Origin of the sequence: Mucilaginibacter sp. KACC 22773, from assembly GCF_028736215.1 — a bacterium.
Taxonomy (GTDB): Bacteria; Bacteroidota; Bacteroidia; order Sphingobacteriales; family Sphingobacteriaceae; genus Mucilaginibacter.
The window spans coordinates 354,276-366,892 of sequence record NZ_CP117883.1 but is presented as its reverse complement, the minus strand read 5'-3'; the positions used below and the strand labels follow the sequence as shown (position 1 = coordinate 366,892).

General features: G+C 45.2%; 11 protein-coding genes. 2 read left to right on the top strand and 9 right to left on the bottom strand.

Annotation, left to right across the window (positions count from 1 at the left end; translation table 11 throughout):
- Positions 1–13 precede the first annotated feature (13 nt).
- The 3 genes from PQ469_RS01565 to PQ469_RS01555 all read right to left on the bottom strand — a co-directional run bounded on the left by PQ469_RS01565 (position 14) and on the right by PQ469_RS01555 (position 6,305).
- Complete coding sequence (locus PQ469_RS01565; protein ID WP_274211418.1) at positions 14–1,636, bottom strand: RagB/SusD family nutrient uptake outer membrane protein; 1,623 nt, start codon at positions 1,634–1,636, stop codon at positions 14–16.
- A gap of 19 nt (positions 1,637–1,655) precedes the next feature.
- Positions 1,656–4,925 carry a TonB-dependent receptor gene (locus PQ469_RS01560; RefSeq protein ID WP_274211417.1) on the bottom strand — a complete coding sequence of 1,090 codons (3,270 nt, stop codon included), beginning with the start codon at positions 4,923–4,925 and terminating at the stop codon, positions 1,656–1,658.
- A 228-nt stretch (positions 4,926–5,153) separates the two neighbouring features.
- Complete coding sequence (locus tag PQ469_RS01555) at positions 5,154–6,305, bottom strand: FecR family protein (protein WP_274211416.1); 1,152 nt, start codon at positions 6,303–6,305, stop codon at positions 5,154–5,156.
- Between the two features lie 223 nt (positions 6,306–6,528).
- Between PQ469_RS01555 and PQ469_RS01550 the strand changes: the two genes are divergently transcribed.
- Positions 6,529–7,572, top strand: a complete 1,044-nt coding sequence (locus PQ469_RS01550; protein WP_274211415.1) for an SDR family oxidoreductase — start codon at positions 6,529–6,531, stop codon at positions 7,570–7,572.
- A 16-nt stretch (positions 7,573–7,588) separates the two neighbouring features.
- Positions 7,589–8,380, top strand: coding sequence for a helix-turn-helix domain-containing protein (locus PQ469_RS01545; protein WP_274211414.1), 792 nt, complete (start codon positions 7,589–7,591; stop codon positions 8,378–8,380).
- A 57-nt stretch (positions 8,381–8,437) separates the two neighbouring features.
- On the opposite strand, the gene PQ469_RS01540 is transcribed toward PQ469_RS01545, so the two are convergent.
- The 6 genes from PQ469_RS01540 to PQ469_RS01515 all read right to left on the bottom strand — a co-directional run bounded on the left by PQ469_RS01540 (position 8,438) and on the right by PQ469_RS01515 (position 12,617).
- The gene (locus PQ469_RS01540) at positions 8,438–9,019 is read right to left on the bottom strand and encodes an RNA polymerase sigma factor (protein WP_274211413.1); all 582 of its coding nucleotides are present in this window, start codon (positions 9,017–9,019) and stop codon (positions 8,438–8,440) included.
- A gap of 244 nt (positions 9,020–9,263) precedes the next feature.
- On the bottom strand, positions 9,264–10,103 hold the full coding sequence (locus tag PQ469_RS01535) for an SDR family oxidoreductase (RefSeq protein WP_274211412.1): 840 nt from the start codon (positions 10,101–10,103) through the stop codon (positions 9,264–9,266).
- Between the two features lie 4 nt (positions 10,104–10,107).
- The gene (locus PQ469_RS01530) at positions 10,108–11,196 is read right to left on the bottom strand and encodes an NAD(P)H-dependent flavin oxidoreductase (protein WP_274211411.1); all 1,089 of its coding nucleotides are present in this window, start codon (positions 11,194–11,196) and stop codon (positions 10,108–10,110) included.
- A gap of 9 nt (positions 11,197–11,205) precedes the next feature.
- Entirely contained in the window at positions 11,206–11,586 is a 381-nt protein-coding gene (locus tag PQ469_RS01525) for a nuclear transport factor 2 family protein (protein WP_218152372.1), read from the bottom strand.
- 73 nt (positions 11,587–11,659) lie between these two features.
- The gene (locus PQ469_RS01520; RefSeq protein WP_274211410.1) at positions 11,660–12,394 is read right to left on the bottom strand and encodes an SDR family NAD(P)-dependent oxidoreductase; all 735 of its coding nucleotides are present in this window, start codon (positions 12,392–12,394) and stop codon (positions 11,660–11,662) included.
- A gap of 4 nt (positions 12,395–12,398) precedes the next feature.
- Positions 12,399–12,617 (bottom strand): tautomerase family protein, encoded by a 219-nt coding sequence (locus PQ469_RS01515; RefSeq protein ID WP_274211409.1) that lies wholly within the window; start codon positions 12,615–12,617, stop codon positions 12,399–12,401.

Here is a 12,617-nt window from a genome sequence, read left to right as displayed (position 1 = left end):
CACTATGATTATATTAATAACCCGGATTTTGTTCTAAAACTGCATCCTTATTCAGTTGAATTTCTGATAAAGGGATAGGGAGCAGCAAATTTTTGGCTGCCAGGCCGGTTGTGGGGTGCTGAACGTCATTTGAATTGAGGCGTGTTGCACGGTCAACCAGGGTTCCGGTACGCATCAGCGTCATCCTGCGGTTTTCCTCTCCAATCAATTCGCGGGCACGTTCATCAAGTACAAAATCCAGCGTCATCTGGCTGGCGGTGACCTGCGGTGCCTGCGCTCTTGTGCGCAAAACGTTAATGGTGTTTGCCGCCTCGGCTGTTTTGCTTTGCTTCACCTGTGCTTCAGCAAGCAACAGGTAAGTTTCGCCCAGCCGCATCATCATAAAATCTTTAATCATGGCATAGCCAAAGGTATCGTTAGGGTCAAACGCGCCCCATTTGGTTATGCTTGGGCATATTTTATACAAGGTATCCGGCCCTGTAAAAGGCACCTGCTGGCCATAGTTGGCTGCAGCCGGGTTATTGATATAATAACGCCTCCTGATACTGTATTGCGAGTTCCGTAGATCGCCTGTTGGATATAAACCGTACAACACCCAATTACTCAACCTTAACCTTGCAATACTACGGCCGCCAAGCGAATCGCAAATTACCATGCCGCTGATATTGTAATAAGCAGCTCCCCACACACGGCGTTGCTGGGCATTATCTGTATTACCACCGACTACCGAATTTGGATTTTCCTGCTCAATAACCCATATAGCTTCAGAGTTGCCCTGGCTGCGCCGCTGGTTACCATACACAAACATATCTGAGTAATAATCGCCGGCGCCGCTTGCCCTTACACCGTAACGGCTGCTTATCAGGCTAAATTTACCGCTGCTGATAACTGCCTGCGCCTGTTGCTCGGCCAGGTCGTTTTTACCCATGCGCAGGTAGGCTTCGGCCAATAGCTGCATGGCCATGTATTTATTAGCCCTATCTACAGGCTTGCCTTGCACGTTTAGTTTTGAGGTACCAGCATTTAAATCAGACAGGTTTGTACTTGCAAACGTTAGATCGCTTATTATAAGATTGTTGACCTGATCAAGCGGGGCACGTACAAAATCTGTTTTTGGCGCAGCAAGCGGAGCCGTTACCAATGGCACTTTGCCAAATAATGTAGCCAGGCTATTATAGGCATATGCCCTAAAAAACTTGGCTTCGGCATCTATCATGTTTTTGCCTTTGGCGGTAAGTTTGGTGTTCGACGGATCTTCAACGGCCTTGATAATAATGTTGGCGTTGTTAATTAACGCGTAATATTTACCCCAGATATATGAAGCTGCCCCATCTGTTGGTGTAAGCTGTGCATAATTATAATACGGCACTTCAATACCTTGCTGGTTTGCAGTAGCATTGGCCACATCGGTACCCACCTGCCAAACGCTTGGCCAGCCCTGGGCGCTTGAATAGGTTAAAATAGTACTTTCGTAGTTATAAAGGCCCACGGCGGCGGCTTCAAAGCCCAATGAATCGTTAAGCGTTAGCGGGGTGTATGAGGAGTAAGGCTTTTCGGCCAGGTATGACTTTTTACAGGATGCAAATGCGATAATAAGCACTGATACAGAAGCCACTATAATTGAATACTTTTTCATATCGTTATCTTTTATCAGTTTATTTTAATGAAATGTTGGCACCAAAAACAAATGTGCGGGTAGTTGGATAATTGTTTGTCCAATCGCCGGATCCCCTGGTCGAATAATTATTTTCAGGATCCCAGCCTATCCACCTGGTAAAAGTGTGCAGGTTTCGGCCGCTTACATAAAACGTTAAGCCGTTGATGTGCGCTTTATCTAACAGTACCTGCGGCACAACGTAACTAAATGTTACATCTTTAATGCGGGTGTAGCTGGCATCGCGCGGATAGCCGTATCCCCGGGTATTGGTATAAGATAAAGACTGGAACGAATTGTTGCCATTTGATGGTGTCCAGTATTCTATGGCCGCCGGCGTATTCCTCCTGCCCGATTCATCAGCATAGTTTAAATCGGCATTGTTTTTAAGCATACCTTGTGCTGTTTGTATAAATATGCTCAGGTTAAACTGCTTATAGTGAAAAGTATTGGTAATACCACCGGTCCATTTTGGCGTAGTTTGCCCCTGGATAACCCTGTCATCGGCAGTAATTTTGCCATCGCCATTGGTATCGGCAAATTTCAGGTCGCCTGGTTTTGCACCCGGATCTTGTTTGGAGGCATCCTCGCCTGTTTGCCAAACGCCTGTCATTTTGTAATCATATATTACGCTGATAGGCTTACCTATAAACCACCTGTTGCCTATGTCATCTTTCCCATCGCCATAAAGGCTCACAATTTTATTCCGATTTATGGCATATACAATGTTTGATTCCCAACGGAAATCCCTGCCATCAATGTTCTTTGTGTTCAACGTAACCTCGATACCCTTGTTGGCCACTTTGCCAATATTATCCCATACTGACGAATAACCGGTAATAGCCGGAAGGCTCCGCTTTAACAACAAACCAGATGTGCGCGTTTTGTAAGCATCAACCGATCCGTTAATACGGCTGTTAAATAAGGAGAAATCGGCCCCGATATTGGTTCCCACCGTGGTTTCCCAAAGCAGGTTGGCATTACCCAGGTTACTGGCCTGTACCCCAATAGTGCTTACCCCATTAAACGGCGAACGAACAGTACCATCTGTTGTAATGGTTTGATAAACACTTATTGCCTCGTTTCCGGTTTTTCCGTATGAGCCTCTCAATTTTAAACTGTTAACTATTTTTGAATCCTTCAAAAAGTTTTCTTGACTAATGTTCCATCCAAGCGCTGCCGATGGAAACACACCATACTTGGTAGTATTAGCGCCAAAAACCGACGATCCATCGCGGCGGGCGGTAACAGTGAACAGGTAACGGCTGTTATAGGAGTAATTGACACGCCCCATCTGCGAGTTAAGCGCATACCTGTCTGAATATGACGACGAGGTTTGCGTTGCACCTGCACCAATATTGTTAAATGAAAGTTCATCGTTTACGAAACCAGTAGCAGCTGCTGTCGAAGTAAAATACCTGCGGCGCTGCGCGCTATATAAACCCGTAAAATCAAAGTGGTGCTTGCCAATGTCCCTGTTATAGTATAACAGGTTTTCAATAGTATAGGCTGTTGTTTCGGAGCTTGCCGCACTGGCCGACCCTAAAGGTGTATTTGCCAAACGGCCGCTGTAGCTATCAACACGGGTTGGCAAATAGGTGTAACCGGCATTTACCCGGTATTTCAACCCTTTAAGTACGCCGCCAAATTTAATCTCGGCATAGCCGTTGCCATTTAAATTTACGCTGCGGTTTACCTGGTCGGTAGTTAAACCCAATAAGGGATTGGTATACAACAATTCAGGCGACATAGGGTAAATGGTATAAGTACCATCGGCATTATATAAATTACCATAGGGGCTCATGGCTGTAGCGAATAACAGGTTGGCCCTGCCGCCATCGTAATTATTGTTGGAAAAAAAGGATGACATACCAACAGTTAAAAAATTGGTAACGTTAACATCGAGGTTTGAGCGGATGCTTACCCGGTTATACTGGTAACCTTTTACCACGCCTTTTTGCTTCATGTAATCGCCCGATATAAAATATTTAACATCGGGGCTACCGCCAGAAACGCTGAGGTTATGATCTTGCATTACCCCTTGCTGGGTAGTTTCTTTAACCCAATCAATGGTTTTACCTGCCTGGTAATTAGGCAGCTCGGAGCTATTGGGCACCGGGCTGGTTTGCGTTTGGCCCGTTTGCGAAAGGTAATCGGCATACTTTTGAATATAGGATGCCGGGTCGCGCGGCTCCAGGATATGCGCAAGATTTTCTATACCAGCATAACCGCTATAACGGATAACGGGTTTGCCGCTGTTCCCTCGTTTGGTGGTGATCAGGATAACCCCGTTGGAGCCATTGGTTCCGTAAATGGCCACTGCCGATGCATCCTTTAATATTTCCATAGAAGCGATATCATTAGGGTTGATATCGTTAAGCGAACCGCCGGTTTTACTCAGTGGAATACCATCTACCACCACATACGGGCCTGTACCTGCGTTAATGGAGTTTTGCCCCCTCACTATTGACCCCGGCACTGCCCCTGGTACAGATGATGTATTGGTTATGGTAACCCCTGCCACAGCACCTTCTAAAGCTTGCAGTACGTTGGTAACCGGCAACTCCGATAAACGGGACTTGGGTACTGATGCAACAGCACCTGTAATATCCGACCGTTTTTGGGTACCGTAGCCAACCACAACCACCTCGGTTAAATCCCTTGAAGCCGGCTCTAAAGAGACATTTATCAGGGATTCGTTATTGACAAGCCTTTTTACAGTTTTATAACCAATAAATGAAAACACCAAAGTTTGCCCTGCATTAGCCTTAATGGTATACTTACCATTATAATCGGTTGATGTGGCGTTGGCTATACCCTCAACAGCTACGGTAACACCTGGCAAAGGTTCGCCTTTTTCGTCCTTAACGGTACCGGTAATGGTTATTATAGCATTACTTGTTTGCTGGTTGTCCTTTTCCTTAATTACAATGGTGTTGTTGCTGATGGTATAGGAAAGCGGCTGATCATGAAATACCTTATCGAGTATAACATCGATAGAAGCATTACTAACATGAATGTTAACCGGCCTGGTATCCTTCATCATACCTTCGGTATAAATAAAGTTGTAGCCGCTTTGCTTCCTGATCTCTTTAAAGAGTTTTTTTAACGGTGCGTTTGTTGCTGAAAGATTAATGTTTTGCGCATAAGATGAAGCGCTGACATGCATAATAGCGACAAAAAAAAGGAGTACAGTTATTTTCACAACTAATAATAACTTTTGAGGTATGCATAGTTTGGGCATACCTATGTTAAAAGTAGATATTTTCATACTTTTGAATAGTTTGGGTTAAAACAAGGTTTATTGACAAATAATTTTTCTATGCGCCGGAACGGCGAACAGATTAACGGGTTAACTCAAATTTTTGGCGTGGAAGTGGTGGTACACTTTCACGTTTTTTTTAAGTCCCGTTTTTAGGGTTACGTTCGTAGTTTTCTTTTCATTTTTTTCTCGGTTTTTTAGATTATTATATTGGTTGTTTATTGGCTTGGTTATAATTTATTCCGATACGGATATTTTTTTACCCGATACTTTAAAATGCACTTTCCGGGTAAGCTGCAACGTATTCAACACTTCAGAAACATTGCTGAACCTGGATACAGAACCGCTGAACTTGTCGGAGGGCAGGTTGCCGGTGTATGCCACATCTACGTCGTACCACCGGGATACCATCCGCATAATTTGCTGTATATCATTACTTTCAAAAACAAACAATCCATTTTTCCAGGCAGTGGCCTCATCTACATCAACATCACTTACATTAAATGCAAGCGCATTTAAAAAAGCCTGCTGCCCTGGCTGTAATATCCGGGTTTGATTTTTAGCGGTTGATGTTACTTTTACCTTACCTTCAAGCAGCGTGGTTTTAATGGCCGGCTCATCATCGTAGGTATTAATGTTAAAATGTGTGCCCAGCACCTCTACTATTTGCGATTTACTGTAAACCCTGAACGGTTTGGCAGCGTTATGCGCCACTTCAAAATAGGCCTCTCCGGTAAGCTCAACTTTACGCTCGGTGCCGCTAAATGTAGTTGGATAGGTTAACGAAGAAGCCGCATTTAACAACACCCGGCTGCCATCGGGCAAAACAACCCAATATTGGCCGCCGCGGGGCGTAGTCATGGTGTTGTAGGTATTTAATTCCGCCTCATCAGATCTCGATTTTTCAGATGAATCGTAAACTATTCTTCCATCGGCAGTTTTATTAATTACTACCGCGCCCTGTACAGCAAGGGTGCCGTTACGGGCGCCGGTTAAAGTAATCTGTTTGCCATTTGCCAGGGTAAGTATGGCTTTATTGCCGCCTGGCAAAATGTCATTTTTAGGGTTAGACTGATGGACAAGCTGCGCAGGTGCCTGCCGTTTTTTAATAAACAGATAGGCGCCAAATGAAACAAAAACAAGGATGGCAGCAGCCGAAGCAATAGAGTACCATTTTTTAAAGTAACGGATTTTGGCAGTTTCGGGAATTTCATCAACAATCCTGTTCCACATCAACTCCTCTTCCATTAAAGGATCGGCCGGCCCTTCGGCTACAGGTTGCTTATCGGCTTCGTGCAAATACCAGTTATCCAGCATTTGCTGTTCTTCGGGCGTGCAGTTGCCGAGTTGATACTTATTTAATAATTCCTGTGCTTGTTCCCTGGTCATGGTTTATTGGCTGTTATTTAATGAAACGGCCTGCCAGGGATGAAGTAGTAGATAAAATTAAAAAAAAGTGAAAGTTTTTGATTTTTAGTTTTCACCGGCACTTTTTACTTTCCATGGTACAAAATTACCGCGAACAGCGCCTTTTAAACAAAGCATATTGCGCCTTTTAAACAAAACACGCAATCTTCTGTAAAGCGAACTTTGGTTCATCAAACAAAAGAAAATGAACACAAATTCAAATAAAGAAAATTTAGTACTGGTTACCGGCGGCTCGGGATTTATCGCGGTGCACTGCATCCTTCAACTGTTAAACGCGGGCTACCGTGTAAGAGCAACATTACGTTCCCCGGACCGTGAGCAAGCAGTGAAAGACATGCTGCGCGAAGGCGGCATGGAAGGGAGCGACCGTGTAACCTTTATTGAAGCTGACCTCTCTTCCGATACCCGTTGGAACGACGCGGTGAGTGACTGCACATATGTGCTGCATGTGGCTTCGCCGACACCAAAAGTTAATTACAAACATGAGGATGAAATGATCATTCCGGCACGGGAAGGGGTGCTACAAGTATTGCGCGCATCAAGGGATGCCGGTGTTAAACGTGTTGTGCTAACTTCTGCCATAGGTGCCGTTGTTTATGGCCACCCTAACCAAACGACGCCCTTTGATGAGCATACCTGGACAAATACGGCAAATGCGCCGGCTTACCAAAAATCAAAAACTTTAGCGGAAAGAGCGGCCTGGGAATTCATCAGAAAAGAAGGCAATGGGCTGGAACTCGCAGCCATTAATCCTGTAACGGTTATGGGGCCGGTATTAGGGCCGGATTATTCGCATTCCATTCACCTGATCAAAAATCTCCTGACCGGAAAGATGCCGGGCTGTCCGAAGATCAACTCCGGTTTTGTAGATGTGCGTGATGTAGCCGACCTGCACCTGCGTGCTATGGAGAGCCCGGCTGCAAACGGAGAGCGTTTTATTGCCACTGCCGGCGAAAGCATTTGGTTGGTAGCTGTGGCAAAAATACTCAAAGAAAACCTTGGAGCTGCTGCCGATAAGGTAAAAGCAAAAGAATTGCCCAATACCTTGCTGCGTATTGCCGCCCTGAAAGACCCGATGGTTAAATCAATGATCCCCCTGTTGGGCAAAGTGATGAACGTTACAAGCGCTAAGGCCATTCGCCTGCTCGGATGGTCGCCGAAATCAGCCGAAGAAGCGATACTGGCTACGGCAGAAAGCCTGATCCGTTTGCATTTGCTTGATCAATAAGCTTAACTTTATGCCAATGGAAATAGCCGAAGTATTTATCGCCTGCAAGAAAGAGGCGCATTACAGCCGCGAGCTTATCTTGCCACAACCGGCGCTGGTGCACATAGTTTCCGGCGAAATGAAAATTGTAACCGCAGAACGCAGCCACCAATTTTTTGCGGGCGATACGGTTTTATTGCCCCGAAACCAATTAGGCAGAATGAGCAAGCTTCCTTTAGAGGGTCAGCCTTGCATCGCCATATCGGTATTATTCCGCAGGGAAAGGCTTCAACATTATTATACCGCCAACGAGCTTCACTTAAAGGTACGGCATAGTTACGGGCTTAAAAAATTCGGAGAACACCCCTTATTAAAAAGCCTGTTTAATTCACTCCAACCCTATTTTGGATTGGCAGAGGCTTTACCGGCAGATATAGCTGCTTTTAAGGTTGAGGAAGCAATCCGGGTGCTTCGTGCAATTGATTGCGAGGCAGATGAACTGCTCGGATACTTTGAAGAACCGGGCAAATTGGACCTGGTGGAATTTATGGAGCAAAACTATAAGTTTAACCTACCGCTGGAGAAATTCGGCTACCTGACCGGCAGGAGCCTGACAACCTTTAAAAAGGATTTTAAAAAAACATTTAATATTACGCCCGGAAAGTGGTTAACCCAAAAGCGACTGGAACTGGCCCATTATCAAATATTTGAGCAAAAAAAAAAGCCGTCTGAAGTTTACCTCGACATCGGTTTTGAAGACCTTTCCCACTTCTCGTTTGCCTTTAAAAAGCATTTTGGCTACAATCCTACCGGTTTACCGTCCTTGTAACTCAAAGTGAGCAACCTTAAGTAAAAATGGCCCATTAAGATGAAAAACCACAAAAGTTTATAGTCCGGACAATATTAAAACGATTGCCGAAAGATGGTTAAGCTTAGGCCTTATTATCCTGATAGCGTTGCTGATTTGTTTTTTAACGGTTTTGTCGGATATATCGAGCTCGTCGGCAATTTCTTTGTAAGTAAGGTGCTGATGTACCCGCATTTCAAATATTTGCTTCATTTTAAGGGGAAGCTGTGCAATTTCTTTTTCCAGCGCTTCCATTATTTCTTTTTCCTCTATCCGCTCCATCGTCTGGTTACTATTGGCTTCGGCAAAGGCGGCTAACGAATCCAGGTAATCCAGCCGTACCCGCTTGCGCGCTACCAGGTCAAGCACCTTATTTTTTGTCGATATAAAAAGATAACCGGCTAAATTAGCGTCTGAGCTTATGCATTCCCTTTTCAGCCATAACGAAGTGAAAGTTTCCTGTATAATATCCCTGGCGTCATCTTCGTCGCGAAGCATTTTCAGCGCATGCATATACATTACCGTCCAGTACCGTTTATAAATTTCGGCAAAGGCCTCCCTGTCGTCGTTTTTTAACAACGCTATCAACTCCTGGTCAATAAGCAACCGTTTTAGGGGCATAACTGGTTTAATTAACGAATGTAATGCATTTTTTACAAAAATTGCAATACGTGTAAACCATCGTGACCTTCCCCGTCTTTTTACAAGAAGGTTCTTTTTTTCCATGCCGGCAAGGCTCAACCTATCGGTTTTCACAAACGCCTGGCTTAAAGTAGTAAGTAGTATTCCACTCTATCACCAGGTGAGAAATGAAACTGGAACCGGATATTGCTTTAAAACAAAAAATTGTAGTTAAGTAGTATTGTTATTTAAAATCGGCCGCGATAGTTGTGGATTTCCACTGTTCTAATTCTGAAGACATGGCGGCCAGTTTTTCTGATGCCCTATTATATGCATCGTTCCCCAGAAACAGGTGCATCGGCGGCTGCGGAGTTTCGGCTAATTCAATAAATATCTCCGCGGCGCGATCTGGATCCCCGGCCTGCTGTCCGTTCATGGACAGGTAACGGTCCTGCGTATTTCTTACGGCTTCATAGCCTTCTATCTTGCTGACTGTTAGGCAAAGTGAGTTTTTGGTTAAAAAACCTGTGCGGAAGCCTGATGGTTCGGCTACAGTTACCTTTATTCCAAATTCTCTTACATCAAGCGCAATCACTTCCGAAAAAGCGGCCACCGCAGCTTTGGTGGCCGAATAAACAGACCAGCCTGGGGCACCCACAAAACCGGCCACCGAACCGATATTTATAATATAGCCCGATTTTTGACTACGCATTACCGGCAGTACCGCCCGTACCACATTTATGGTTGCCAGCACGTTAACATTAAAAATATTCCTGATTTCCTGTTCGGCTATTTCTTCCACGGTTCCCGCCATTCCGTAGCCGGCATTATTAACTACCACATCAATCCGTCCGAATGCGCCCAGCGTTTGTTGTATCGATTCATCAATACAATCCGGGTTATTTAAATCGACAGCCAGCGCAAGAAAACGCTCTTTGTCTACCAACCCAACGGACTGGCTTAACGCCCTGGCATCGCGCGAACTTGCGGCCACCCGGTAGCCACGATCAAGCAGCTTTTTTACAAGGGTCAGCCCCAATCCCTGGGAGGCCCCGGTTACATACCATACTTTTGAAGTGTTCATGATATCATACTTTTAAATGGTCAAAATACACTGTGGTTTCTTCCAATATAGACTTCATCAGTTCGGCGGCCTTTGTATGTTTCAGCACCGGCGCTATCTGCCCACCCCAGAACAGGATCATATCCCATTTTTCCTGTTCATTAGCGGCTTTTCGTAAATGCGCCATAAACTGTGTTTGTAGCGGGAAGGGAAGAAAACCTTTTTCCTTATACACCAGGTCCTTTGCAATGCGGCTGGTTATGCCTCTGCCCAATCTCCCGGTAAATGCCCTCGATAAGGTGGTGTACTTAGCCGCATCAGAAAACAGCATTTGCCGGTGGATTGCAGTAGCATTCGATTCATCGGTTGCCAGGAACGCGGTACCAATTTGTGCGGCATCTGCGCCAAGTGCCAACGCGGCGGCAACACCTTTTCCGTTGGCAATACCACCTGCAGCTATAACCGGGGTTTTTACCTTCTCCTTAATCAGTTGAAGCAACACAAAGGTCCCCGTGGTAGATGATTCTGCAGCCGCCAGGAATGATGGCCGGTGCCCACCGGCTTCAAAACCTGAAGCGATAATGAGGTCGACCCCGGCTGATTCCAGCACTATGGCTTCATCCAGCGTGGTTGCGGCTCCTACGGTAGCAATACCAAGCCTATGGCATTGTTCAAGAATATCGGCAGATGGGATGCCAAACATAAAGCTAAATACCGGCGGCCTTTGATGCAGGATAACTTCGACCTGATTTTCAAAACGCGATGTAAACACCATAGGTTTTTGGGGCAGGGCAATTCCCAACTCATCAAAATAAGGCCTGAATAATTCTTCGGCCTGTTTAAACTGCTCGTCCGAAACAGTACCGTTCACGGCATCTGTATCCGAAACCCACAGGTTAATATTGTAGGGCTTATTGGTTGCCGTTTTGATTTGCTTATCTACTTCGATTATTTCCTGCGGACTTAACGTGTAAGCTCCGTAACCACCAAGCCCGCCGGCCTTAGATACTGTTGACACCAGCTCAACAGACGACAGGTTGCCGCCGAATGGCCCTTGCAGGATAGGGTATTGGATACCCAGTATTTGGGATGCTTTTGTTTGGTACCACATCATCTTTAAAATTTATTGGGCTACATCGCTAATCATTTTATTAACGATAAGCCAGCTGTTATCAATTTTATGAAACGACAGGAACTCATCATAATTAAAATCGTACATTTTAACATGCACCCTGGCCACCGCTATTGAATTGACCACATTAATTGAGATGATTGTCCCCTTAAAAGGCTTGCCGGAATCTTTCGGGCTTTGACGATGAGCGACGCCATCCAGATATTCATCGAGCGTTTTGGCATATGGCTGCCCCTTAACATCGCCGAATAATAAAGTGCCGGGATTGTAAATCTGTTTCAGTGTATTAATATCACCTTCGTAGATGCCTTTGAAGTAATAATTTTCCAGCACCTGGGTGATGGCTAATGAATCTTGATTATTAGTTTCCATTTTCTTTGAATTTTGCGCTTTTAATACCAGCAAGGTGCATGACAAAAAAGCGGTCAATAAAAGCGTTTTCATATTAATTCAAATTGTGACCGGCTCCCATACCACCGTCTACGTTGATGATGGCACCGTTTATAAAGTTGCTTTTAGCAACGGTATAAACCATTTGAGCGATATCTTCCACCTCGCCAACGCGGTTCACCAGGTGCAATCCCGCGCCTTTATCAACCTCGGCGCCGTGCATAGGTGTACGGATAACGCCAGGCGCAATTGTATTAACCCTGATGTTATCTTTGCCAAATTCGGCCGCAAGTTGTAAGGTGAGCGAATGGATTGCCCCCTTTGATGCAACGGGTGCGGTGGAGGGAGCGCCTCCAAGAGCATGGACTACCAGCGGTGTGCCGATATTGATAACTACCCCATCACGCTGTTTAAGCATTTGCGGAATAACAGCCTGGGTGGTGAAGAATGTACCCTTCAGGTTGGTATCCAAAAAACGGTCGAGGTAGGCTTCGTCCACTTCAAGGAAGGGCCTGGTTTCATAGATGCCTGCGTTGTTCACCAGTACATCTGCCGAGCCAAATTTCTCAAGTGCAATTGCCAGGAGTTTCTCCCCGGTACTTTTGTATTTCACATCACCGGCTACCATAGCCAGGTTTTCGCCACCGCCCAGTTCCTGGTAAACCTGTTCTAATTTTTCGGCAGTTGCCGAATTGATCACTACATTGTCGCCGTTGGCCAAAAAGTGGCGGGCTACTTCTTTGCCGATGCCGGATGAGGCACCTGTAACTATTATGGTTTGCTTTTTCATTTTCTTATTTTCTATCAGCAGTTATGCCTCTTTCTCTCAACACAGATACCTGCTCTCCGGCATGGCCCCAGTCGTCCAAATCATATTCCTGGATCACAACAAAGGTTAGTTGCGGGTCTTTATTCAGTACATCACTCAACAGGTTGGTAACCCCTTTTATTAGTTGCTGTTTTTGTTCCCTGGTAACACCTTCACGGGTTACTTCAATTTTTACGTATGGCAT